General features: G+C 49.2%; 21 protein-coding genes and 1 tRNA gene. 20 read left to right on the top strand and 2 right to left on the bottom strand.

The window, feature by feature from the left end; genetic code table 11:
• The first annotated feature begins 48 nt into the window (after positions 1 to 48).
• From A7K98_RS14140 to A7K98_RS14085, 11 genes are all read left to right on the top strand, one after another.
• Entirely contained in the window at positions 49 to 1,011 is a 963-nt protein-coding gene (locus A7K98_RS14140; RefSeq protein ID WP_087489147.1) for a sugar-binding transcriptional regulator, read from the top strand.
• A gap of 492 nt (positions 1,012 to 1,503) precedes the next feature.
• On the top strand, positions 1,504 to 3,690 hold the full coding sequence (gene glgB, locus A7K98_RS14130) for a 1,4-alpha-glucan branching protein GlgB (protein ID WP_087489145.1): 2,187 nt from the start codon (positions 1,504 to 1,506) through the stop codon (positions 3,688 to 3,690).
• On the top strand, positions 3,690 to 5,708 hold the full coding sequence (gene glgX / locus A7K98_RS14125) for a glycogen debranching protein GlgX (RefSeq protein WP_087489144.1): 2,019 nt from the start codon (positions 3,690 to 3,692) through the stop codon (positions 5,706 to 5,708). The genes glgB and glgX overlap by 1 nt, the downstream gene beginning before the upstream one ends.
• The gene (gene glgC, locus A7K98_RS14120; RefSeq protein WP_087489143.1) at positions 5,705 to 6,982 is read left to right on the top strand and encodes a glucose-1-phosphate adenylyltransferase; all 1,278 of its coding nucleotides are present in this window, start codon (positions 5,705 to 5,707) and stop codon (positions 6,980 to 6,982) included. Before glgX ends, glgC begins: the two co-directional genes overlap by 4 nt.
• Positions 6,983 to 7,057: 75 nt before the next feature.
• Complete coding sequence (gene glgA / locus A7K98_RS14115; protein WP_087489142.1) at positions 7,058 to 8,506, top strand: glycogen synthase GlgA; 1,449 nt, start codon at positions 7,058 to 7,060, stop codon at positions 8,504 to 8,506.
• 68 nt (positions 8,507 to 8,574) lie between these two features.
• The gene (gene glgP, locus A7K98_RS14110; RefSeq protein ID WP_087489141.1) at positions 8,575 to 11,022 is read left to right on the top strand and encodes a glycogen phosphorylase; all 2,448 of its coding nucleotides are present in this window, start codon (positions 8,575 to 8,577) and stop codon (positions 11,020 to 11,022) included.
• Between the two features lie 469 nt (positions 11,023 to 11,491).
• Positions 11,492 to 11,974: a DUF1003 domain-containing protein gene (locus tag A7K98_RS14105; protein WP_087489140.1), complete on the top strand. Its 483-nt coding sequence runs from the start codon at positions 11,492 to 11,494 to the stop codon at positions 11,972 to 11,974.
• A 228-nt stretch (positions 11,975 to 12,202) separates the two neighbouring features.
• Positions 12,203 to 12,277, top strand: a tRNA-Arg gene (locus A7K98_RS14100).
• A gap of 763 nt (positions 12,278 to 13,040) precedes the next feature.
• Complete coding sequence (locus A7K98_RS14095; protein WP_087489139.1) at positions 13,041 to 13,253, top strand: hypothetical protein; 213 nt, start codon at positions 13,041 to 13,043, stop codon at positions 13,251 to 13,253.
• Entirely contained in the window at positions 13,240 to 13,761 is a 522-nt protein-coding gene (locus tag A7K98_RS14090; RefSeq protein ID WP_087489138.1) for a hypothetical protein, read from the top strand. The genes A7K98_RS14095 and A7K98_RS14090 overlap by 14 nt, the downstream gene beginning before the upstream one ends.
• Positions 13,748 to 14,593 carry a hypothetical protein gene (locus A7K98_RS14085; protein WP_087489137.1) on the top strand — a complete coding sequence of 282 codons (846 nt, stop codon included), beginning with the start codon at positions 13,748 to 13,750 and terminating at the stop codon, positions 14,591 to 14,593. The genes A7K98_RS14090 and A7K98_RS14085 overlap by 14 nt, the downstream gene beginning before the upstream one ends.
• Before the next feature lie 87 nt (positions 14,594 to 14,680).
• Here the strand turns inward: A7K98_RS14085 and A7K98_RS14080 are convergent, their stop codons facing one another.
• Together A7K98_RS14080 and A7K98_RS14075 are read right to left on the bottom strand one after the other, a co-directional pair.
• A complete protein-coding gene (locus A7K98_RS14080; RefSeq protein ID WP_087489136.1) occupies positions 14,681 to 15,568 on the bottom strand; it encodes a LysR family transcriptional regulator in 888 nt (295 codons plus the stop codon).
• Positions 15,569 to 15,683: 115 nt separating this feature from the next.
• Positions 15,684 to 16,577: a formate/nitrite transporter family protein gene (locus tag A7K98_RS14075; RefSeq protein ID WP_087489135.1), complete on the bottom strand. Its 894-nt coding sequence runs from the start codon at positions 16,575 to 16,577 to the stop codon at positions 15,684 to 15,686.
• A gap of 455 nt (positions 16,578 to 17,032) precedes the next feature.
• Between A7K98_RS14075 and ccmA the strand changes: the two genes are divergently transcribed.
• Genes ccmA through ccmI form a run of 9 tightly spaced genes read left to right on the top strand, consistent with a single transcriptional unit; the run spans position 17,033 to position 24,003 of the window.
• Positions 17,033 to 17,659: a cytochrome c biogenesis heme-transporting ATPase CcmA gene (ccmA, locus tag A7K98_RS14070; RefSeq protein WP_087489134.1), complete on the top strand. Its 627-nt coding sequence runs from the start codon at positions 17,033 to 17,035 to the stop codon at positions 17,657 to 17,659.
• Positions 17,650 to 18,309, top strand: a complete 660-nt coding sequence (gene ccmB, locus A7K98_RS14065; protein WP_087489133.1) for a heme exporter protein CcmB — start codon at positions 17,650 to 17,652, stop codon at positions 18,307 to 18,309. Before ccmA ends, ccmB begins: the two co-directional genes overlap by 10 nt.
• Before the next feature lie 46 nt (positions 18,310 to 18,355).
• A complete protein-coding gene (locus tag A7K98_RS14060) occupies positions 18,356 to 19,096 on the top strand; it encodes a heme ABC transporter permease (RefSeq protein WP_087489132.1) in 741 nt (246 codons plus the stop codon).
• Positions 19,093 to 19,326, top strand: coding sequence for a heme exporter protein CcmD (gene ccmD / locus A7K98_RS14055; RefSeq protein WP_087489131.1), 234 nt, complete (start codon positions 19,093 to 19,095; stop codon positions 19,324 to 19,326). Before A7K98_RS14060 ends, ccmD begins: the two co-directional genes overlap by 4 nt.
• A complete protein-coding gene (gene ccmE, locus A7K98_RS14050) occupies positions 19,323 to 19,814 on the top strand; it encodes a cytochrome c maturation protein CcmE (RefSeq protein ID WP_087489130.1) in 492 nt (163 codons plus the stop codon). Before ccmD ends, ccmE begins: the two co-directional genes overlap by 4 nt.
• Positions 19,811 to 21,775, top strand: coding sequence for a heme lyase CcmF/NrfE family subunit (locus tag A7K98_RS14045; RefSeq protein ID WP_087489129.1), 1,965 nt, complete (start codon positions 19,811 to 19,813; stop codon positions 21,773 to 21,775). Before ccmE ends, A7K98_RS14045 begins: the two co-directional genes overlap by 4 nt.
• Positions 21,772 to 22,329 carry a DsbE family thiol:disulfide interchange protein gene (locus tag A7K98_RS14040; protein ID WP_087489128.1) on the top strand — a complete coding sequence of 186 codons (558 nt, stop codon included), beginning with the start codon at positions 21,772 to 21,774 and terminating at the stop codon, positions 22,327 to 22,329. Before A7K98_RS14045 ends, A7K98_RS14040 begins: the two co-directional genes overlap by 4 nt.
• A 4-nt stretch (positions 22,330 to 22,333) precedes the next feature.
• Positions 22,334 to 22,792: a cytochrome c-type biogenesis protein gene (locus tag A7K98_RS14035; protein ID WP_087489127.1), complete on the top strand. Its 459-nt coding sequence runs from the start codon at positions 22,334 to 22,336 to the stop codon at positions 22,790 to 22,792.
• Positions 22,789 to 24,003 carry a c-type cytochrome biogenesis protein CcmI gene (ccmI, locus tag A7K98_RS14030; protein ID WP_087489126.1) on the top strand — a complete coding sequence of 405 codons (1,215 nt, stop codon included), beginning with the start codon at positions 22,789 to 22,791 and terminating at the stop codon, positions 24,001 to 24,003. Before A7K98_RS14035 ends, ccmI begins: the two co-directional genes overlap by 4 nt.
• The last annotated feature ends 23 nt before the right edge of the window (positions 24,004 to 24,026 follow it).

Below are 24,026 nucleotides of genomic sequence, written 5' to 3'. Positions count from 1 at the left end.
AAATGTTCACCCTCTAAACACTTTTTTGTTGAACGGAGAAACTGGCGGATGGAAAAATCAGGTATGTCCAGGGATTATGAATTGCTGACCGAAATCGCAGTGGCTTATTACTGCGACGAAGTGACTCAGGAAGAAATTGCCAATAAATTCGGTTTCTCACGAATCAAAGTCGGAAGGCTGTTAAAAAAAGCCAAAGAGGAGGGGATCGTTGAAATTAACGTCCGCTACCATCCTGTCTTTAGCACCCAGCTGGAAAAACAGCTCAAAGAGCGTTTTCCTGTTACCCGTGCACTGATTGCCCTCGATCACAATGATGAGGAAGAACAACGACGTCAGGTCGCTGCACTGGTCTCAGCACATCTGAATAATGTGCTAAAAGATAACCTGGTAGTTGCTGTCGGGCAGGGGCGCAATGTTGCCGCAGTCGCAGAATCTTCAGGGACTATTCAGCCAAAAGATTGTCGGTTTATTTGTGGTATTGGTGGTACCCATCGCCCGGGGGATATCATTAATGCTGATCACATCAGCCGCTTATTATCTAAAAAGTTTGGCGGCAGCAGCGAATCGCTTTATGCCCCGGCTTACGTCGAAAATATGCAGTTGAAAGAACTGTTGCTGCAAAACGGTACCATCAAAGAGACTCTTGATCGTGGTCGTAAAGCCGACATCGCGTTGGTGGGTATTGGTGATATGAACGAAGACAGCTACATGGTCAAACTGGGCTGGTTCACCCCGCAGGAAATTAATGATGCCAGCCTGAATCAGGGGGTTATCGGGGATATTGCCGGGTATGATTTTTTTAATGCTCGTGGTGAGCATGTGAACACCGTCATGGACAACCGTGTTATCGGCCTGAATGTCGAAGAATTGCGACAGATTCCGTGTGTGATTGCGATTGCTTCAGAAAATACCAAAGCGATGGCCATTATGGGCGCATTACGTACCGGCGCTATTGACATTATTGCCACCAGTGCACGAAATGTTCGTGCGATATTAAGCATGAGTCAGTAATTCGTTGCAGGTTCGCTCTGCGAATCAGTAAGCAGTAATTTCAGAGGCAGTGCCGGTAATGCTGCCTTTTTTATTCCACATTTTTCACATTTCTCCTCCCCGATTTACGGTTAAAGACCCTTTTGCTCTCCGATGTCTGTCCTCAGGGTATTTTCGTCGTTTATTCGCTTCCCGATAGCCAGTTTTTTTAACCAAAAGTGCTAACAAAATCTTTACTTAACTTTCTTCGCGATCTGGCGTTGATTTAATCAATCCTTGTCTATGATTAACTGTATGAGCAGTGATTTCCGGTGCGTACAGGATTTCTCCCGGAAAACCGCGAGAATGGTTTTTTTGCTTATTTTTGTTAACAGAATGCTGCAAATGACGATTCTTCAGGGTTATCTGTTCATCGGCCAATGTCAGGAAGACTTTACGGCAACAGGGAAAAATGGCCCGGTCTGCCAGACTGATTTTTTGAATTGCTGATTTAATTATCAAAGGATGAACGCTATGCCAGTAGTCCCCGACCAGCAGGTTATTCGTCAGATCATTTCCGGGCACTATGCCGATCCGTTCTCTTTTTTGGGAATGCATCTGGTGGATGCCAGTGTAGAAGTGCGTGCCCTATTACCCGATGCCGACCAGGTGTGGGTCATTGATTCTAAAAAGCAAAGCAGAGTGGCTGAACTCCAGCGCTTTGATGACGGCGGGGTATTTATTGGAGTGATTCCGCGCCGGAAAAAAACTTTTCGTTACCAGCTGGAGGTTCGCTGGGGCGATGATATCCATCTGATCGACGATCCTTACCGTTTTGGCACTCTGATTCAGGATATGGATGCCTGGTGGCTGGCGGAAGGTAACCATCTGCGTCCCTACGAAGTACTCGGTGCCCATCCGGCAGATTATGATGATGTGCCCGGTGTTACTTTCGCTGTATGGGCCCCAAATGCACAACGGGTATCGGTGGTCGGAGAATTCAATTTTTGGGACGGTCGCCGCCACCCGATGCGCCTGCGCAGGGAAAGTGGCATCTGGGAACTGTTTGTCCCAGCGGTGCAGGAAGGGCAGTTATATAAATTCGAAATTATCGATTGTCATGGCAATACCAGCCTGCGTGCCGACCCTTACGGTCTGGAAACACAAATGCGCCCCGAAACGGCTTCACTGGTTCGTCGGCTGCCGGAAAAAACACCGGCTTCTGAGCAACGTAGCCAGGCGAACGCGCTGACCTCAGCGGTTTCGGTCTATGAAGTCCACCTTGGTTCCTGGCGTCGTCATACGGATAACAACTACTGGCTGAGTTATGGTGAGCTGGCTGAACAGCTGGTTTCCTATGCTAAATGGATGGGTTTTACTCATATTGAACTGATGCCGGTAAGTGAACATCCGTTTGATGGTAGCTGGGGATATCAGGCGCTGAGTATTTACTCCCCGACCCGTCGTTATGGTTCGCCCGATGAATTTAAAGCCTTTATCAACGCTGCTCACGAAGCGGGTCTGAATGTCATTCTGGACTGGGTGCCAGGGCATTTTCCTTTTGATTCACATGGTCTGGTGCAGTTTGATGGCACCGCGCTGTATGAATATGCGGATCCTCGTGAAGGCGTTCATCGCGACTGGAACACGCTGGTTTATAATTTTGGTCGCCATGAGGTTCGTAACTACCTGGCAGGCAACGCTCTGTACTGGCTGGAACGCTATGGTATCGACGGATTGCGGGTTGATGCAGTTTCTTCAATGATTTACCGGGATTACAGCCGCCCTGACGGCGAGTGGTTGCCTAATTATTATGGTGGTCGCGAAAACCTCGAAGCTATTGCTTTTCTGCGTTATACCAACCACACCATCGGCAGTGAAGCCCGTGGGGCGATTACTATGGCCGAAGAGTCCACCGATTATCCTGGAGTCACTCTGCCGCCGGAACATAACGGGCTTGGCTTCCATTACAAATGGAATATGGGCTGGATGAATGACTCGTTGCGCTATATGCAACTGGACCCGGCTTATCGCAAATACCACCACAATCTGATGACCTTTGGTATGGCTTACGCGTATACCGAAAATTTTATGTTGCCTCTGTCCCATGACGAAGTGGTGCATGGCAAAGGTTCATTACTGGATAAAATGCCTGGTGATTGCTGGCAAAAATTTGCCAGTCTGCGTGCTTATTACGGCTATATGTGGGCACATCCGGGTAAAAAATTGCTGTTTATGGGCAGTGAGTTTGCCCAGGGCAGAGAGTGGAATGTCAATCAAAGCCTGGACTGGCACCTGCTGGAAGAAGCTGGTGGGTGGCACAAAGGCGTTCAGTCGCTGGTGCGGGACCTTAATCACTGTTACACCGGCCATCCGGCAATGTATCAGCTGGACTTCGATCCGCAAGGTTTTGAGTGGCTGGTGGTCGATGATAATGAAAATTCGGTTTTTGCTTTTGTGCGCCGGGATGCTGAAGGTAACGAGATGCTGGTGGTCAGTAACTTCACCCCGGTAGTCCGTGATAATTACCGTATCGGTGTCTCGCAGCCAGGATGCTACCGTGAAGTGATAAATACTGATTCGGCCTACTATCGCGGCAGTAATCTGGGTAATCAGGGGCAGGTCCGAACTACAGCAGAGCCGATGCATCAGCGTGAATATTCGCTTTCACTGCTTCTGCCTCCACTGGCCACGTTGTATCTGTGGCGGGAGGCGATGTAATGAGCGTACTGTTACCGGGCAAACCTTATCCGTTTGGCGCCAGCCTGCAGGAAAACGGGGTGAATTTTTGCGTTTTCTCGGCAACAGCAGAGAAAATCGAACTATGCCTGTTTGACAGTAAAAACAACGAACAAAGACTGGAGATGCCAGCCCGTACCGGTAACCTGTGGCATGGTTTTTTGCCGATGGCCAAAGTGGGTCAACGTTATGGCTATCGTGCTTACGGTACGTTTGACCCGGCACGTGGCCTGCGGTTTAACGCTCAGAAATTGTTGATTGACCCCAGTGCCCGGGCGCTGGAAGGTTCACTGAATGATGATCCTCATCTCAATGGTGGAATACACCATCCGGAACCGGTCGATACTGCTTACCGGATTCCGAAATCAGTAGTCACGGATGAACATTTTGACTGGGAAAATGATGCCCTACTGATGACTCCGTGGGGGCAGACCATTATTTATGAGGCGCATGTTCGTGGTCTCAGTATGCTTCATCCGGAGATTCCGGAAGATATTCGCGGCACCTATCTGGCACTGGCACATCCTGCCATGCTGGCGCATTTCAAAAAACTAGGCATTACCGCCCTGGAACTGTTACCCGTAGCTCAGCATTCTGATGAACCACGGTTGCAGCATATGGGGTTGCACAATTACTGGGGTTATAACCTGCTGGCGGCCTGGTCGCCGGAACCTCTTTATGCCACTCACTGTCAGGGTAGTTCGGCAGCAAAGGAACTCAAAACAGCGATAAAAGCTCTGCATCAGGCGGGAATTGAAGTCATTCTGGATGTGGTGTTTAACCATACCGCGGAACTGGATATTGATGGACCGACCTTATCGCAACGTGGTTTAGACAATCCCGGCTGGTACTGGCTGAATGCTGATGGCACTGACAATAATGTGACCGGTTGCGGTAATGCGATGCGGCTGACAGATAACGATATCATTGGCTGGGTATTGTCTTGCCTGCGTTACTGGGTCGAACAATTTCATATCGATGGTTTCCGTTTTGACCTGGCACCGTTGCTGGGGCGTACCCCTGAGTTTCGCAGCGATTCACCGATGCTGCAGGCAATTATCTCCGATCCACTACTTAGTCGTTGCAAACTGATTGCCGAGCCCTGGGATATTGGCCCCGGTGGCTATCAGCTTGGAAATTTTCCGGCTCCGTTTGCCGAATGGAACGACCAGTGGCGGGATGGCATGCGAAAATTCTGGCTGCACGGTACGCTGCCAGTTGGGGATTTTGCCGGCAAAGTCTCCGCTTCTGCATCTCTTTTCAAACACGCAGGTCGGTTGCCGAATGCGACCATAAATATGATCACGGCACATGATGGTTTTACCCTGCAGGATTTAGTCAGTTTTAACCAGAAACATAATCATGCTAACGGTGAGAACAACCGTGACGGCCATGATGATAATTACAGCCAGAACCACGGTACTGAAGGCCCTGAGGCCAGTGACAGCGTATTGAGCCAACGTCGCCTTAGTCAGCGTGCATTACTGGCAACTTTGCTGCTATCTCAGGGCACACCAATGTTACTGGCCGGAGATGAATTCGGGCACAGCCAGCAGGGTAATAATAATGCCTATTGTCAGGATAACCGGCTGAGCTGGCTCAACTGGCAGCAGGCAGATTTAGCACTGACAGATTATGTGAGTTCTCTGATTACGTTAAGAAAAAAAATTCCGGCGATCACGCTTAATCGCTGGTGGGAAGAAGGTTCCGGGGATGTGGCATGGTTTAACAACCATGGACAACCAATGACGACAGAACAATGGCTGCAACCCGGGCTGCAGTGTCTGCAAATATGTCTCTCTGGCCGCTGGTTAATGGTGGTCAATGCCTCGCTCAATGACGTCGATATGACATTACCCACGGGTAGCTGGCATGCCGTTGCACCTTTTGATAATCCTCTCCGTACCCTCGCTGACGGCTTATCCTGGCGGTCTATGGCAAAAACAGTCTGTGTATTCACCCGGGATGTACCAATAACACCAGGAAGGATTCAGCCATGACTACATTAGATATAAATGATCGCATGATGTTGGCCCGACAGTTACCGGGAAAATCAGTGGCACTGATTCTTGCCGGAGGTAAAGGCTCAAGATTACATGGGCTGACGGCTGCCCGTGCTAAGCCGGCAGTCCACTTTGGCGGTAAATTTCGTATTATCGATTTTGCCCTGTCAAACTGCCTTAACTCCGGAATTCGTCGAATCGGGGTGATCACCCAGTATCAGTCGCATACACTGGTGCAACATATTCAGCGTGGCTGGTCTTTCCTGAATGAAGAGATGAATGAGTTTGTCGATTTACTGCCGGCGCAGCAACGACAAAGTTCCGGCCACTGGTACAGGGGCACGGCCGATGCGGTCTGTCAGAATCTGGATATTATTCGCCGCTATCGTGCCGAATATATAGTGGTACTGGCCGGTGATCATATCTATAAAATGGATTATTCGCGGATGCTGATTGACCACGTTGAAAAAGGCGGGGAGTGCACCGTAGCCTGTATAGAAGTTCCGCGCCAGGAAGCCAGCGCTTTTGGCATTATGGATGTCTCGGAAGATGGCCAGATCCTGTCATTTCTTGAAAAACCTGCTGACCCGCCGGGCATCCCCGGACAGCCGGACAAGTCCCTGGCCAGCATGGGGATCTATATCTTTAACGCCGCTTATCTGTTCCGTTTACTGGAGCAGGACTTGGCAGACGATCAGTCCAGCCATGATTTTGGTAAAGATATCATCCCGCTGATTACCCGCGAAGGTAAGGCCAGGGCGCACTCTTTTAATCTTTCTTGCGTGACTTCCAGCGATGATCTGCCGCCTTACTGGCGTGATGTGGGTACGCTGGATGCTTACTGGCACGCAAATCTCGATCTGGCCTCAGTGACTCCGGAACTGGATATGTACGATAGCAACTGGCCGATTCGCACTCATATGGAACCCTTGCCACCGGCTAAATTCGTTCAGGATCGTTCCGGGCGACATGGAATGACGCTGAATTCGTTAGTGTCCGGTGGCTGTATTGTTTCCGGATCCGAGGTGGTGAATTCAGTTTTATTTTCACGCGTGCGGATTAATTCATTTTGCAATATTGACACTAGTATTCTGTTACCGGATGTCGTTATTGGCCGATCCTGCCGACTGCGCCATTGCATTATTGACCGCGCCTGTCAGATACCGGAAGGCATGGTTATTGGTGAAGATGCCGAAGAGGACAGCCGCCGTTTTCACCGTACGGAAAGCGGTATTGTGCTGGTGACCCGCAGGATGCTGGAAAAATTATAAGGCGCGGTGTACCCGCCGGATTACTGTACAACGCGCCATGCGGATTGCCTGACGCGAGACAAATCAGGAGCTCCAATGCGTATATTACATGTTTGTTCCGAGCTGTTTCCGCTGCTGAAAACCGGCGGTCTGGCTGATGTTGCCGGGGCATTACCGGCGGCACAGATTGCCGCTGGTGACGATGTTCGTGTCCTGATTCCGGGATTTCCGGATATTAAAAAAGGACTGGGTGAAACCCACCGGGTCGCGGGCATAGACACCTTTGCCGGATATGTTGAATTACGCTACGGCATTTTTCAGGGCGTGGGTATCTACATTATTGATGCGCCCGGCTTATATGACCGGCCGGGCAGCCCATACCACGATCAGTCACTCAATGCTTATGGTGATAACCATCTGAGATTTGGAGTGCTTGGTTGGGTGGCCTGTGAACTGGCCGTCGGGGCTGATTTTTTGTGGCGACCGGAAGTGGTGCACTCCCATGACTGGCATGCAGGGCTGGCTTCTGCCTATATCGCGGCGCGCGGATATCCGGTGAAAACCGTGTTTACGGTACATAATCTGGCTTATCAGGGGCTGTTTTATGCTCATAATTTACATCAGCTATGGTTACCCGATGACTTTTTCCAGATGCACGGACTGGAATTTTACGGGCAGATTTCATTTCTGAAAGCCGGTCTGTTTTATTCCGACCATATTACGACGGTCAGTCCGACCTATGCGCGGGAGATTACCCGGCCGGAATACGGTTATGGCATGGAAGCCCTGTTGTCAGAACGGCAGTCACAGGGACGGTTGACCGGGATTCTGAACGGTGTGGATGAGGAAATCTGGGATCCGGACAATGATCCCTTACTGGCAGCACGCTACAACGACGAGTATTTGCAAGCCAAGGCGCAAAATAAAACCTCGTTGCAACGGACGATGGGGCTGGATACTGACAGCTCACGGCTGTTGTTTGCGGTGGTGAGTCGGTTGACCAGCCAGAAAGGGTTGGATCTGGTTTTGGAAGGGTTACCGGAGTTGCTTTCTCAGGGCGGGCAGTTGGTATTACTGGGGGCCGGGGATGTTCCCCTGCAACAGGCTTTTCTGGCCGCGGCAGCGGAACACCCGGGGCAGGTTGGAGTGCAACTGGGGTATCACGAGGCATTTTCCCACCGGATTATGGCCGGTGCTGATGTGATTATGGTCCCAAGCCGCTTTGAGCCCTGTGGGCTGACTCAGCTATACGGACTTAAATATGGCACCCTGCCTCTGGTCAGACGTACCGGTGGTCTGGCGGATACCGTGGTGGATTGTGCTATCGAAAATCTGGCGGATAACACGGCCAGTGGTTTTGTGTTTGAGGAGAGCAACGGCAAAGCTATCAGTAATGCTATCCGCCGTGCTTTTGTGTTGTGGAACCGGCCACGCCACTGGCGCAACGTTCAGCGCCATGCAATGCGCCAGGATTTTAGCTGGTCGGTCGCTGCACGCGTTTACCAGCAGCTTTATCAGCGTTTAACCGGAACAGAGTTTCACTGACGGTTACCTGTAACGTTTACCTGTTTTGTTTTGTGAAACTGCACGACAGCATTAAGGAATACAACGCTATGACATCACCGTTTATTTACAACGCCCCAACCGTCAGTGTGGATGCTCTTAAGCATTCTATTGCTTATAAACTAATGTTTATTCTCGGTAAAGATCCTGCCATTGCAAAAAAACACGACTGGCTGAATGCCACACTGTTTGCTGTACGTGACAGGATGGTTGAACGCTGGCTTAAATCAAACCGGGCGCAACAGTCTCAGGACGTGCGCAAAGTTTACTATTTATCGATGGAGTTTCTGATCGGTCGTACCCTGTCCAACGCCTTGCTGGCACTGGGGTTGTACGATGATATCAGCAAAGCGTTAGATGAAATGGGTCTGGACCTCGAAGATTTAATCGATGAGGAGAACGATCCGGGATTGGGCAATGGTGGTTTAGGTCGCCTGGCGGCCTGTTTCCTTGATTCTCTGGCTACCCTGGGGTTACCGGGTGGCGGGTACGGTATTCGGTATGAATACGGAATGTTTGCCCAGAAGATAGTCAATGGCCAGCAGGCAGAATCTCCGGATTACTGGCTGGAGTATGGTAATCCGTGGGAGTTCCAGCGTTACAGTACCCGCTATAAAGTCCGGTTCGGTGGTCGTTTGCAGCACGAGGGTTCAAAAACCCGTTGGCTGGAAACCGAAGAAATTGTCGCCGTGGCTTACGACCAGGTGATCCCCGGATTTGATACTGATGCCACGAATACTCTGCGGCTATGGGGCGCTCAGGCCAGTAACGAAATTAACCTCGGTAAATTTAACCAGGGCGACTATTTTGCTGCGGTGGAAGATAAAAACCACTCCGAGAACGTATCGCGGGTACTTTACCCGGATGACTCCACCTATTCGGGGCGGGAACTGCGGTTACGCCAGGAGTATTTCCTGGTATCGGCGACGGTGCAGGATATTCTTAAACGCCATCACCGCACTCATCAGACCTACGATAACCTGGCAGATAAGATTGCCATTCACCTGAATGATACCCATCCGGTACTGTCGATTCCTGAACTGATGCGACTGCTGATTGATGACCACAAATTCAGCTGGCAGAAAGCCTGGGATACGGTCAGCAAAGTATTCTCATATACTAACCACACACTGATGAGCGAAGCGCTGGAGACCTGGCCGGTTGATATGCTGGGGAAAATTCTGCCGCGTCATCTGCAGATCATTTTTGAAATTAATGAATACTTCCTGAATGATGTGGAAGAGAAAGTGCCGGGCGACGATGACCTAAAACGTCGTGTATCGATAATCGACGAGAATAACGGTCGCCGTGTTCGCATGGCCTGGCTGGCGGTGATTGCCAGCCATAAGGTGAACGGGGTATCCGCGCTGCACTCTGATCTGATGGTACAGTCACTGTTTGCCGATTTTGCGCGGCTGTATCCGGATCGATTCCTGAATATGACCAACGGAGTGACACCGCGTCGCTGGCTGGCTCTGGCTAACAAACCGCTTTCCGATCTGCTGGACGATGCCATTGGCCAGCACTGGCGTACCGATTTAAGCCAGTTGGAAGAACTGAAGCAGGATATTGATTATCCAAGTTTTCTGCAGGCACTGCAGAAAGCCAAGCATGACAACAAAAAGCGTTTGGCAGGTTACGTTGCCGATAAACTGGAAATAGTGATCGATCCCCATAGTCTGTTCGATGTGCAGATTAAGCGTATTCATGAGTACAAACGTCAGTTACTGAATGTGCTGCATGTGATTACCCGCTACAACCGGATTATTGATGATCCGGATGCGGAAGTGGTACCACGGACCGTGATTTTTGCCGGTAAAGCAGCTTCGGCCTATTATGCGGCTAAACAGATCATCCACCTGATCAATGATGTTGCCACGGTGATTAACAACGATCCCCGTACCCGTGAAAAACTGAAAGTGGTATTTATTCCTAACTACAGTGTCAGTCTGGCACAGTTGATCATTCCGGCGGCGGATCTGTCTGAGCAGATCTCTCTGGCGGGAACCGAAGCGTCGGGAACCAGTAATATGAAGTTTGCCCTGAATGGTGCGCTGACTATCGGCACCCTGGACGGGGCTAACGTCGAAATACTGGAACATGTCGGTGAGGATAATATCTTTATATTTGGTAATACCACACCACAGGTTGAAGCACTGCGGAGCAACGGCTACAACCCGCATGAGTATTATGATAAAGACCCTGAACTGCACCGTGTGCTGACGCAGATTGCCACCGGAATCTTCAGCCCGGGTGAGCCAAAACGTTATCATAATCTGTTCGACAGTCTGGTTAACCTCGGGGATCACTATCAGTTGTTGGCCGACTATCGTAGCTATGTCGATACCCAGGATAAAGTCGATGAACTGTATCTGCAAAAAGATGAATGGGCACGCCGGACCTTACTGAATATTGCCAATATGGGATATTTCTCGTCCGACCGTACCATCAGTGAATATGCAGAGAAAATCTGGGATATCAGCCCGGTAAAACTATAATTCCGCAACGGCGGGGCAGGTTTTTCCTGCTCCGCTTTCCTGTCCCGAAATTAACGCTGCCTGCTTTGGTGGGGTTCACTGTTCAAGCTTCCTCTTTATTTCAACATCCAGCGTTAAACATCTCATCTGTCTTAAAGCCTGACGGAGATTTTAGGTGCGATAGTTAAGTGGGCAGGATGCTGTAAGCACCGGCAGAAATTACTCCTGATGATCGTGATATAAAGGTAATTACCCTCCGGGTAATCTGCGGCAGGAGCTGAATTTTAGCTAATCCAGCCAGTGTCAGCTGTTGATTAAAATTCCGGGTTTTTATCAGTAATGATTACATTAACGTACACAAATGTACTTTGTGAAGAGGTCTCAGGCGGCGTATAACATGCTAAATGGTTGTTTCTTATGATGCTGTTTCTGCTCTTACCGATGTCAAAAAATTCGGCGATTCTGACACTCACCACAGGATTTTTTTGCAATGCATACAGATAAAAAATTTCGTTTATACCGCCCGTTGAAAGGGATAACTCATACTTTCGGCGATGAATGGTTTGCATTGAAAGCAGAAGCTTTCGCCCGATTTTTCGGGACCCCGACTTTTTTGGTTGGGCAAACCATCGCGGTAATTATCTGGATCGTTCTGAACGTTGCTGGCCTGCTTAAGTTTGACCCATATCCGTTTATTTTGCTCAACCTGGCCTTCAGCATACAGGCGGCTTATGCAGCACCATTGATCCTGTTGGCACAAACCCGCCAGGCAGAACGCGATCAGGCACATGCATTGACTGATGCTCAGCATCGCGAAGATCTGGATGCAGCAATGTCAAAACGCCAGATGGTATCCGAAGAACTGACCGAACAGCTACTGGAATTGCTGAAACAAAATACTCAACTGACCCAACAGACGTTACAAATGGCCGAGCGTATCGAAACGCTGACCCGACAGCTTGAGCAGCGATAGTGGGTAATACGGAATCTTAAATGATGAGCTGTTGCTGCCAGTGGGGCAGTAACAGTAATCCTGGTATTCTCTTGCTGGGAGTCAATCTGGATTGTGGGTATAAACCACAGGATAAGTGAGACAATGCTGGCGTTTCGCTGCCAGAATTACAGGTAACACTTGTAAAAACCTGAGTCTTTACGGTAGGATACCCACCGCTGTCGGGCGTTAGCTAACGCAGCCGCCAGAGTCCTCTTAGTTAAATGGATATAACGAGCCCCTCCTAAGGGCTAGTTGCAGGTTCGATTCCTGCAGGGGACACCATTCATCTCGTACGGTTGTTTTCCTCAGATACTTTCAAATCTATCCGTTTCATCTCGCTAAAGTTTCATCAGAATATCTTGTTTCGAATGACTGAAATATCAGGAACGTTGCTATTATCTCTTCCCAAAATATAGATAAATTTCTCCTTATCAACGTCCAGATTATGGGCCATAAATAATGCCATCAGATAATTGATATCATTTTTAAGATTTTTTTATGACAATATCCTGCTGTAGTACTCAGAGCCATGATCATCATCTTTCTTTTTCATAAGACATCTATTTAACAGGAGCGAACAATCACCGCAAGCAGAGCTGTCCGTGATGCAGAGTACAGACGATGGTGGCTATAGTCCCGTTTATCCTTCGCAGATTTTCAGTCAACACAAAAAAATCAGTTGGTATGCATAAATAAAGTTTTTGATCATATTCCTATAGTTTTAACCGTATCAGAGGCACTTTTTAGAATATGAAGCTGCTGTCAGCGATATCGAGGCGGCCAGTTCCTATGCTACCAGAGAAACAAAAGGCACAAAGAGAGTGTAACAGAAGGATTGATCAGAAAATCAAATATGGCAGATGATTTTTGTTGAAGATATATGAAAAATGCTTATGATTTTCTGAATGACCGGAATATTAATCCTTTAAAAAGTTTCCCCAGAATTCCGGCGCTGATAAGGCCGGTAGAACTCTGTTTGGTTACCCTGTAAATACTCATCTGTCATGCATCGTCTGCCGATATTTAAGCCCGACAAAGGAAAGTCATGGATAAACTCGCCCTGCAAGAGGTTGGTAAGAAAACCATCATCGATATAGAACTTAAGGTCGAGGTGATTAATCAGCTTTTGCCATTACTCAATCAACAACAGAGAGATAAACTGACAGAGTTGTTGAGTGATTTATCCCCGTTTTATGATTCCGCCACGCTATTCCTGGATAAGCAACCCGGTGTGGGAGAAAATAATGAAAGGGTCTGATGCTATTCAGTCGCAGATTGATTTACTGCATTCGCAATATTCGAACACTGATCGGGATGGTTACTTTTATGCCCGGCTGTCTGAACTTGAATCGCATCACTACTGGCAAAAAAGTCAGGAACGTCAGCAAGCTGAAGCTCAGCGGGAACAGCAAAAAAAGGATCAGGAGCAACAGCAGGCCACAGCTAAAGCTGCGGCATCGCATGCCAGGAGAAATAAACTTCAGGCCGCCAATATGGCTTTGAAAATCATCAATGAAGACTCTGCAGAAAGCCCTGAACAACAGGTGCTTAAATTGATTTACCGGAAATGTCATTTGCTGGTGGCTAAAAAACTTTTGTTGGACGCCGCACTCGGAGAAATTAGAGAGATTGTCGGTGACGAACTTATCCATCAGTACATGGAACAATCAGTTAAAAATATCTCTGCCATAGATGCCGCCGCACTTGAACGTAAGTTTAGTGAAATCATCACATCGAAAGGAAAAACAAGTAATGTTAATTTATAGAATCCTTAGCCTTATTATTGGCTTTGGTGCTTTTTTTCTGCTGTCATCAATGGCTGCCGGTGCAGGAGTGACTTCCCCGGTTACCATGATGTGGATCGGAGGATTTCCTGGTGTTCTGATCATGCTGGCCAGTTTTGTCTGTTTTGAGTTGTATTGCAGGAAAAAAGGCAAAAATGACAGCGAAAAGCAGTTTATACATGATGCGGTAATCAATAGCGTGAAATACCGTATCGTCAGTGTTGTCATTGGTTTTCTGTTTTTTATGTGGTGGTCTCAGTGGGTATCAAGGCCCGGAGATGGAGTATTCCTGTCCGTTGTTCTGAAAGTGGTGCCAGCGGTAATTGTCTACCTGCTGGTCGCGAAAGTGATTAATGCGATTCCTGCCCGTTCAGAGAAAGTACAGTCAGAAGTTAAACGTCAAAATGACCAGAATAAGCAACGTGAGCAGCAGCAACGTGAACAACAGAAAACACAGTTGACGTTGTTAAATGAAGGCATTGCGATGGTTAATGCACAGGATAAAGATGCAGCAACGGTGCTGGATTTTTACAAATCTCTGAAATGGATTGCAGAACAAGTGCGTATGCAACCACTGAAAGCGGCAACTTACCGTTATGCAATCGAATACCTGGATTATGCTTACGCTGACCAGAATTATATTGAAAAGCTACAGAAACGCAGTGCCAGTGAAGAAACCGGTCTGCTGGTGAATGAATATCGTGCATTCATCCAGCAACAACTACCTTTGGCCCTTGGTTATAACGAAAGGAAAGCGGCCTGGGAAGAATCTCTGAAATCAGTGCCTGCTGCTGCAGGAGTTAACGATATCTGAAGAGACTTGCCGATCGTTATGGATCGGCAAACTTAACTGTTATCAGCCGGGAAACAAAGCCCGGTTTTTTGCAGGCTCCTGCCCGGCTTAAATCGTTCGTTCTGCCATAACCGTCTCGGTAAATAATGCAAACTGTCTGGCTTTGGCGCTGGTGAGTCTGCCGGAGGGGAATACCGCCCAAAGGTCGATGTCAGGTAGCTGCCATTCGGTCAGCAGTTTTACGACCTCACCGGAACGTAACTCATCATAAAACATCCAGTCTGAGGCAATACACAATCCCATATGATTCAGAACTGCAGCGCGTTGCCCTTCGGCAGCACTGACCCGTATCCGGCCCTGCAGACTAACAGAGGCGAGCGTACCCTGATGGTTAAAGGTCCAGGTCGACGGCTGTGCGCTATACAGGATGGCCTGATGCTCTGCGAGTGCTGCCGGAGTTAACGGTTCGCCACAGGTTTTCAGATATTGCGGAGTGGCAATCACCGAACGTTTGGCGGTCGCAAGCTTACGCGCGGTAGCAGAAGAATCTGCCAGTTTGCCCATTCGCAATGAGACATCAACTCCCTCAGCCAGCAAATCGATCACCCGGTCGTCGAGGATCACTTCTGTCTGAAGGTCAGGGTGACTATCCAGAAAACGGGGTAATTCAGGAATAATATGGATTCTGGCAAAAGTGGTTGCGGCTGAAATGCGTAAATGACCGGACAAACCACTGGCGGAATGACGGGCTGCCAGTTCAGCTTCGTCGGCTTCATCCAGAGCAGTTTTGGCTCGTTCGTAATAACGTTGCCCGGCTTCTGTGGGCGTCAGCCCGTGTGTGGTTCGTGCCAGTAACCGGGTATTCAGGTGGCTTTCCAGCCGTGCAATCAGTTTAGAGACTGCCGGCTGGCCGAGATTAAGCTGACGAGCTGCGGCAGAAAATGAGCCTGTTTCTACGACCCTGACAAAAGTGGCCATTGCCTGAAATCGATCCATAGCATTCCTTTGAGGAACAGAAGTGTGCTAAAAACAGACTTTATCATTCCCTGGAAATACGCACCAGCCACTGTCTCTGCCGGGAAAGTCAGTGCTTAACTGTCGTGGTGATCGATCAGTTTTCCGGGGGGCGTCCTGCCTGTAATTTTTTTTGCTCACTGAGATCATTACGGATCTGCACGTGGCTCATCAGAGCAAAAATAAAGGTCCCGCCGGTAATATTACCCGCCAGAGTGGGCAGAGCAAAAGGCCAGAGAAATTCAGACCAACTGAGATGCCCGTTAAATACCAGGTAAAAAGCCTCTACCGATCCCACCACAATATGCGATAACCCGGCCAGTGACATTATCCAGGTGATCATAATAATCACCAGGATCTTAGCGGCACCTGAATGAGGAAACATCCAGACCATCGTGGCAATCAACCAACCGGAAACCAGCGAACCGCAAAACATTTGTCCTGCATCGTGATTTACCGCGGCCTCGCTCAGATGAGTGAACGAGTTTTGCAACTCGTCATTGAATACCGGCATATGGTTAAACGCCAGCGCCACCAACGCGGTCCCTATAAAGTTACCAGCCAGTACCAGTCCCCAAAGCCGGATTAGCAGTTTGAAATTATTCATCACCGGTTTATGCATTACCGGTAATACGGCAGTGATGGTGTTTTCAGTGAACAGTTGTTGGTGGGCGATAATCACAATGATGAAGCCGACGCAATAACCGAAGTTTTCCAGCAGAAAACTGCCGGGCAGGCCTTCGGTATGTACCTGCAACAGACCTTTTACCAGTAGTGAAGTGCCCATCGATAATCCGGCAGCAATGGCTGACAACAACAGTGCCATACTGTCGCGTTCCAGCTCTTTCTCGCCGTTCTGGCGTATCGTTTCATGAATAGCTACCGCTTTCGAAGGCAATTGTTCTTCTGCAGTCGTAATCGAAGTTTCATTACTTTTTTCTTCACTATCGACCTGATTGTCACGGGTAGATTGATGGGGGGGATTTTGCACGTGGCCTCCGGGAAAACAGATAAATGACTGATAGTCTCAGTGTAGTATTTCTCTGAGAATCTGATGCAAAAATCAGCAATTACTGTTGTTAGTGTGATGTTGTCTTTATGGGGGTGAGGTGAAATCCAGTTGTAAATGCCGGAGGCAGGAGACGCAGAACTATCATGGTTGTTTTTTCGGCGTAAATAGCACAAACCCGCATAGTAATTGATTTCGCATCTGTTAGGATTTAGCGTCTCACAGAAAGTAATCGCACTGAATTCCCACGAAAATGGGGGCCGGAAACTGTGGGTAAATCAAAATAAGCGTAACAAAGTTTTATCATTGTCCGGTTTTTAGGCAGAAAAGTTGTGGTTAAGGGACTTTTAAGTAACCGTTTCCATTTTCGGCATTCGGCAGAGAGTTTCCTTATGATATAGTGCGGCCTTCATAACGTTATCGTGAATATAAGTTGCATGCTGGAAGCCAAAGATCTTACCTGTGCCCGGGATGAGCGAGTGTTATTTTCACAGCTCTCATTTACGGTCAGCGCTGGCGATATTGTCCAGATAGAAGGTCCTAACGGGGCAGGAAAAACATCCTTATTACGTATCCTCGCTGGCCTGAGTCGGGCTGAGTCCGGGGAGATCCTGTGGAATCACACGGCAGTCAGCCGGCAGCGTGATATCTGGCAGCGCGAGATGTTGTATCTCGGTCATCAGCCCGGGGTAAAAGGAGTCTTGTCTCCGCTCGAAAACCTGCGTTTTTTTCATCCGGATTGTAGTGATGAGCAAATTTTTAATGCTCTGGATGAAGTGGATTTGACCGGCTATGAGGACGCAGTTGTTGCCCAGCTTTCTGCAGGTCAGCAGCGCAGAGTGGCGCTGGCCAGATTATGGCTAAGCCGGGCGCGGTTATGGATACTTGATGAACCACTGACGGCGATTGATAAAGCCGGGGTGGAAAAAATAATGACACAATTTGCCAGTCACGCAGGGCAGGGTGGATCCGTTATCCTTACTACCCATCAGGATCTTCCGGATCAACAGGATGTGGTGCGTAAAATACGCCTGACAGCGGAAGGACGAGACACATGCTGGTAAGTATTATTCGCCGTGAGCTAAAAATTGCCTTTCGCAGCGGGTCAGAAATTATTAATCCGCTGTGGTTTTTCCTGATAGTAATTACGTTGTTTCCGCTGGGTATTGGCCCCGAAACAAAATTACTCGCCAGAATTGCGCCCGGTATCGTCTGGGTCGCGGCATTACTGTCATCATTACTGGCACTGGAACGTTTGTTTCGGGATGATTTTCTGGATGGATCACTGGAACAACTGGTGCTGTTACCGACCCCATTGCCATTAACGGTACTGGGAAAAGTGATTGCCCACTGGCTGGTGACCGGAGTGCCGTTAATTATTTTATCGCCGCTGGCCTCGCTATTATTGTCGCTGAATTTTCAGGGCTGGTTCGGGCTGGCGATGACATTGTTATTGGGTACGCCGGTGTTGAGTTTTATCGGCGCTATCGGAGTCGGGCTGACAGTCGGGTTACGACGCGGCGGAGTGTTATTAAGTTTACTGGTTTTGCCTCTGGTAATTCCGGTGCTGATTTTTTCAAGTGCAGCCATTGATGCTGCAAGCCAGGGATTATCGATAAGTGGTTACCTGGCCATATTAGGCGCAATGCTAATCGCCAGTATTACCCTGGCACCTTTTGCCACAGCCGCAGCGGTACGTATTAGTCTTCAATAAACTGCGAGTTGTGCTGCTTTTAGTAAATATTAGTGAGCAATACAAAATGTGGAAATGGTTACACCAACTGGCAAAGCCAGAACGGCTATATAACATTTGCGGCAGGTTTATTCCCTGGGTAAGTCTGGCAGCGTTGATTACCCTGTTGTTGGGCTGGGTTTGGGGATTTGGTTATGCCCCGCCGGATTATCAGCAGGGTGACAGTTACCGTATAATGTATATTCATGTGCCGGCAGCGATGTGGTCGATGGGGGTTTACGCCTCAATGGCTATTGCAGCGTTTATCGGTCTGGTCTGGCAGATGAAAATGTCGGATCTGGTGGCATCGGCGATGGCTCCGGTCGGGGCAGTATTCACCTTTATTGCGCTGGTGACCGGGTCGGCCTGGGGCAAACCGATGTGGGGCACCTGGTGGGTCTGGGATGCACGTCTGACTTCGGAACTGGTGTTGCTGTTTATCTATATGGGTGTCATTACCCTGTATAACGCCTTCGATGATCGTCGCGTTGCCGGCCGTGCCGCTGGTATCCTGATTCTGGTTGGCGTGGTTAACCTGCCAATTATTCATTACTCGGTTCAGTGGTGGAACACCCTGCACCAGGGCTCTTCTGGTATTTTACAGCAGGACATTGCTCCGTCGATGCGTACCCCGTTACGCTGGGCAATTCTCGGTTATCTGCTGGTCTTCATTTCCCTGACGTTGATGCGCCTGCGCAACCTCATTCTGGTCACTGAACGAAATCGTCCCTGGGTTTCTGCTATTGCCAATAAGGGGCGTAAATCATGACTCCTGCATTTTCCTCATGGTCAGCTTTTTTCCACATGGGAGGCTATGCCTTCTATGTCTGGCTTTCTGTCTGTATGACGTTACTGGCACTGGGATGTTTGATCATCCATACCCTGGTACAACGAAAACAATTATTAAAAGAAATAAGACAGCGTGAATCCCGTGAACGCCGGATCAGCGCTGCAAAACGAAAAAAAACCGCCGCTAACACGGCAGGAGATCACTTGTGAACATTCGTCGTCGTCGCCGCTTACTGGTTGTGGTGGCAATACTGGTCGGCCTCGGTCTGGCGACTAGTTTAGTTATGTATGCACTGCGTTCAAACATTGATTTGTTCTATACACCCAGTGAAATTCTGAACGGGCGTGGCCCGGAACATAAGGATATACCTCATCCGGGGCAGCGGTTACGTATTGGCGGCATGGTTATGCCAGGCAGCGTAAAACGTGATCCGAAAAGTCTGGCTGTGGATTTTAAACTGTATGACGCCAACGGAGTCGTCAGTGTGAGCTATGTCGGTATTCTTCCTGATCTTTTCCGTGAAGGGCAGGGGATTGTCGCAGAAGGCGTGCTGGAAGATGGCAATATGATCAAAGCTGATCAGGTGCTGGCTAAACATGATGAGAAATACACGCCACCAGAAATTGAGGATGCGATGAAACAGAACCATAAAGGGCCTGCGGCACGCTATCAGAACCCACAAGGTGAGCAACAATGATACCTGAAATAGGCAGTTTTTTGTTATGCCTGGCCCTTGGCCTGGCTGTGTTATTAAGTATTTATCCACTGTGGGGGGCTGCTCGCCAGGACAGTCGTCTTATGGGGCTGGCCCGCCCACTCACCTACGGACTGTTTGCCTGTATTGCCGCGGCATTTCTGATTCTGGTTCATGCGTTTATTGTTAACGACTTCACTGTGGCGTATGTCGCAGAGAACTCCAATACCTTGCTGCCAATCTGGTACCGGATTGCCGCAACCTGGGGTGCTCATGAAGGATCGTTGCTGCTGTGGTTACTGATGCTTAGTGGCTGGACACTGGCGGTGGCACTGCTGAGCCGTGGCATGCCACAGGATGCAATCGCCCGCGTGCTGGCAGTCATGGGCATGATTAACCTTGGCTTCCTGCTGTTTATTACACTGACGTCTAATCCATTTATCCGGACATTGCCTGATTTTCCTGTTGATGGCAGCGATCTTAACCCAATGCTCCAGGATATCGGGCTGATTTTCCACCCGCCATTGTTGTATATGGGGTATGTCGGCTTCTCGGTGGCGTTTGCGTTTGCCATTGCTTCACTGATGACCGGACGACTGGATACTGCATGGGCTCGCTGGTCACGTCCGTGGACGACGGCGGCCTGGATTTTCCTGACCATCGGGATAGTTTTAGGTTCAGCCTGGGCTTACTACGATCTGGGCTGGGGTGGCTGGTGGTTCTGGGATCCGGTAGAAAATGCTTCACTGATGCCATGGTTGGCCGGAACCGCATTGATTCACTCACTGGCGGTAACTGAAAAACGCGGAACCTTCAAATCCTGGACCGTGTTACTGGCCATTACCGCGTTCTCGCTAAGTCTGCTCGGTACCTTCCTGGTTCGTTCCGGTGTGCTGGTTTCTGTTCACTCATTTGCTTCCGATCCTTCGCGCGGTATTTTTATCCTGTTATTCCTGGTGATTGTCATCGGCAGTTCATTACTGCTGTATGCCATCCGCGGAGGCCAGGTGCGTAGCCGGGTACAGAATGAAGGCTGGTCGCGAGAGTCGTTCCTGCTGGGGAATAACGTCCTGCTGATTGCTGCCATGTTGGTGGTACTGCTGGGGACACTGTTACCACTGGTTCACAAAGAGCTGGGCCTCGGCAGTATTTCGATTGGTGCTCCGTTCTTCAATACGATGTTTACCTGGATTATGGCGCCGTTTGCTCTGATGCTGGGTATCGGGCCGCTGGTGCGTTGGCGCCGTGATGAGCCACAAAAACTGTATAAACGCTTAATTATTGCGGCGGTTGTTACTCTGATTGCCTCAATTGTCCTGCCTTTACTGTTGCAGGATCGTATTGAAGCGATGACCGTGGTAGGTCTGCTGATGTCAGTCTGGGTTATTATTCTGACACTGATGGAGCTGCACGAGCGTGCAACCCATCGCCACACTTTCTTCCGTGGACTGGCTCATCTTTCCCGCAGCCACTGGGGAATGGTGTTGGGTCACCTTGGGGTAGCAGTGACGGTCATCGGAATTGCGTTCAGTACCCAATACAGTGTCGAGCGTGATGTTCGCATGAAAGCCGGTGATAACGTCGATATTCATAATTATCACTTTATTTTCCGCGATGTGCAGCGGCTGGTAGGACCTAACTATACCGGCGGCGTAGCGATTATTGATGTCACCCGTAACGGAAAACAGGAAGCGGTATTACACGCTGAAAAACGCTTCTACACCGCAACCCGCACTATGATGACAATGGCTGCCATCAGTGGTGGTTTTGGCCGTGATCTTTATGCTGCACTGGGTGAAGAAATTGGTCAGGGTTCCTGGGCCGTTCGTATTTATTACAAACCTTTTGTTCGCTGGATTTGGTTCGGCGGTGTGTTTATGGCGGTTGGCGGTATTCTGTGTCTGCTGGATCCACGATATCGTTCCCGTAAGAAAGCACAGGCGCAGGAGGAATCATTATCATGAATAAAAAAATCCTGTTTATCCCGTTAGTACTGTTTCTGTTGCTGGCTGCGGCATTGCTCTGGCAGCTGAACCGCAACGCGGATGGTGATGATCCGACACTTCTGGAGTCAGCACTGGTCGGTAAGCCGGTTCCGGTGTTTAAACTGGAATCACTGCAAAACCCTGGCCAGCTGTACAGCCAGAAAGCGCTGATCAATGGTAAACCGCTGCTGCTGAATGTCTGGGCAACCTGGTGCCCGACCTGTCGTGCTGAGCACGAATACCTGAATACCCTGGCAGAGAAAGGGGTGCGGGTGGTTGGTCTGAACTATAAAGATAACCGGGTGAAAGCGGTTAACTGGCTGAATACTCTGGGAAATCCTTATGCGCTGAGCCTGTATGATGGTGACGGAATGCTGGGGCTGGACTTAGGAGTGTACGGTGCACCAGAAACCTTCCTGATCGACGGTAAAGGTATTATCCGTTATCGCCATGCAGGCGATATGAATGCTGAGGTCTGGAAGGACGAAGTTCAGCCATTATGGAACAAGTACAGCAAGTTAGCGGAGGATTAACCGGATGAAAAAGTTGATCCTTTTCCTTGCCGCGATGATGACCAGTTTCAGCCTGTGGGCGGCTATTGATGCCTACCAGTTTAAATCGGTAGCACAGGAAGAACAGTACCGGGATCTGACGCAGTCGCTGCGTTGTCCGAAATGTCAGAATAACAGTATTGCCGATTCCGGAGCGATGATTGCCGCGGATATGCGTCAGAAGGTCTATGAGCTGCTGCAGCAAGGACAAACACGCCAGCAGATCGTTGAATATATGGTGAAACGTTACGGGAACTTCGTCACCTATGAGCCTCCGGTAACACCTTCGACCATTATCTTGTGGGTCGGACCACTGTTATTTGTAGTTGCAGGTGCTGCGATAATTATTTTACGCAGCAGAAGAAAAAAAACGCGGGCTGAGCTGGACACAACAGAACAGCAAAGACTGGCCGCGTTACTGGATAATGACGGGAAACCGCTATGAGTGCCCTTTGGTTAAGCATCTGTATTATATTACTGGCGGCGTGTGCATTAATTCTCACCAGTGGCTGGCGTTCAGGAAAAGACACCAGCAATCAGCGTGATCAGCTGAACAAATCTTTCTATCGTCAGCGTCTGACCGAGCTGGAACAAGATGAACAGCAAGGTGTTGTCGCTGAAAAACAGGAAATGATTGCTGAGTTACAGCAAACATTACTGACCGATATTCCGGAAAATCAGCGTCAGACCCAGGCGCGGACTTCCGGTCGTTGGGTATTATGGCCGGGGCTGATTGTATTAGTGCTGATTACCCTCGGAATGTATCTGAAGACTGGTGGTTTGTTGCAGGTCATGCAATGGAATCAGATCCGCAATGATTATCCGGCATTGCGTCAGCGTCTGATGGACCCTCATGCCAAAAATCTGAGCATGCAGGAGTTGCAGGAATTTGAAGTCGGCTTGCGGACTTCACTGCAATCCGATCCAGATAATCTGAATGACTGGGAAATGCTGGGCCGTCTGGGCATGGTGCTGAATAATGTACCGCTTTCCAGCCAGGCTTTTCAGCGTGCACTGAAATTGTCACCGAATAATACGGCGCTGAAGCTGGATTATGCCGAAGTGCTGGTCCGGTCTCCGGATCCTGAAGATAACCGTCAGGCAGAAGTCATGCTGGGAGATATGCTGAAAGCTGACCCGCAAAATATTCGTATCCTGAGTCTGTTGGCTGCTGACAGTTTTACTGAGCAGAACTACGATAAAGCGATTGGTTATTGGCAGAAAATGCTCACTATGATCCCTGCCGATTCGAAGGAAGCAGACGCGGTACGTAAAGGCATAGAGCAGGCCCGGACCAATGCAGGGCAACAAACCAGCAAGCTGACACTGAATATTGCGATTGCACCGGCAGCAGAAAAAATGTTAACACCGAACGGAATATTGTATATTTCCGTAACTGACGGTGTTTCTCCGGTTCCGGTTGCGGTGAAACGACTGCCATTAAGCCATTTCCCACTGACGATTACGCTGGATGACAGCAATGCGATGATGCCGGAACGTTTGTTATCTGCACAGCATACTATCCAGATCCGGGCGCGGATTTCCCGGGACGGAGCAGCAAATCCTCAGTCAGGGGACTGGTTCGGCCAGACTGATAAAATTCAGTATAATGGTCAACAGACAGTGGCTGTTGAAATCAACCAACAGCAGCCCTGAACTCACGAACAATAATTGCACAG

It is taken from the genome of Tatumella citrea (assembly GCF_002163585.1).
Lineage (GTDB): Bacteria > Pseudomonadota > Gammaproteobacteria > Enterobacterales > Enterobacteriaceae > Tatumella > Tatumella citrea.
This window is presented reverse-complemented; position numbering and strand designations above follow the sequence as displayed.

What these genes read in the sequence shown, in the direction of transcription:
- A7K98_RS14140 (WP_087489147.1), top strand. Translation starts at nt 49, where the DNA reads ATGGAAAAATCAGGTATGTCCAGGGATTATGAATTGCTGACCGAAATC.
- glgB (WP_087489145.1), top strand. Translation starts at nt 1,504, where the DNA reads ATGCCAGTAGTCCCCGACCAGCAGGTTATTCGTCAGATCATTTCCGGG.
- glgX (WP_087489144.1), top strand. Translation starts at nt 3,690, where the DNA reads ATGAGCGTACTGTTACCGGGCAAACCTTATCCGTTTGGCGCCAGCCTG.
- glgC (WP_087489143.1), top strand. Translation starts at nt 5,705, where the DNA reads ATGACTACATTAGATATAAATGATCGCATGATGTTGGCCCGACAGTTA.
- glgA (WP_087489142.1), top strand. Translation starts at nt 7,058, where the DNA reads ATGCGTATATTACATGTTTGTTCCGAGCTGTTTCCGCTGCTGAAAACC.
- glgP (WP_087489141.1), top strand. Translation starts at nt 8,575, where the DNA reads ATGACATCACCGTTTATTTACAACGCCCCAACCGTCAGTGTGGATGCT.
- A7K98_RS14105 (WP_087489140.1), top strand. Translation starts at nt 11,492, where the DNA reads ATGCATACAGATAAAAAATTTCGTTTATACCGCCCGTTGAAAGGGATA.
- A7K98_RS14095 (WP_087489139.1), top strand. Translation starts at nt 13,041, where the DNA reads ATGGATAAACTCGCCCTGCAAGAGGTTGGTAAGAAAACCATCATCGAT.
- A7K98_RS14090 (WP_087489138.1), top strand. Translation starts at nt 13,240, where the DNA reads ATGAAAGGGTCTGATGCTATTCAGTCGCAGATTGATTTACTGCATTCG.
- A7K98_RS14085 (WP_087489137.1), top strand. Translation starts at nt 13,748, where the DNA reads ATGTTAATTTATAGAATCCTTAGCCTTATTATTGGCTTTGGTGCTTTT.
- A7K98_RS14080 (WP_087489136.1), bottom strand. Translation starts at nt 15,568, where the DNA reads ATGGATCGATTTCAGGCAATGGCCACTTTTGTCAGGGTCGTAGAAACA.
- ccmA (WP_087489134.1), top strand. Translation starts at nt 17,033, where the DNA reads ATGCTGGAAGCCAAAGATCTTACCTGTGCCCGGGATGAGCGAGTGTTA.
- ccmB (WP_087489133.1), top strand. Translation starts at nt 17,650, where the DNA reads ATGCTGGTAAGTATTATTCGCCGTGAGCTAAAAATTGCCTTTCGCAGC.
- A7K98_RS14060 (WP_087489132.1), top strand. Translation starts at nt 18,356, where the DNA reads ATGTGGAAATGGTTACACCAACTGGCAAAGCCAGAACGGCTATATAAC.
- ccmD (WP_087489131.1), top strand. Translation starts at nt 19,093, where the DNA reads ATGACTCCTGCATTTTCCTCATGGTCAGCTTTTTTCCACATGGGAGGC.
- A7K98_RS14045 (WP_087489129.1), top strand. Translation starts at nt 19,811, where the DNA reads ATGATACCTGAAATAGGCAGTTTTTTGTTATGCCTGGCCCTTGGCCTG.
- A7K98_RS14040 (WP_087489128.1), top strand. Translation starts at nt 21,772, where the DNA reads ATGAATAAAAAAATCCTGTTTATCCCGTTAGTACTGTTTCTGTTGCTG.
- A7K98_RS14035 (WP_087489127.1), top strand. Translation starts at nt 22,334, where the DNA reads ATGAAAAAGTTGATCCTTTTCCTTGCCGCGATGATGACCAGTTTCAGC.
- ccmI (WP_087489126.1), top strand. Translation starts at nt 22,789, where the DNA reads ATGAGTGCCCTTTGGTTAAGCATCTGTATTATATTACTGGCGGCGTGT.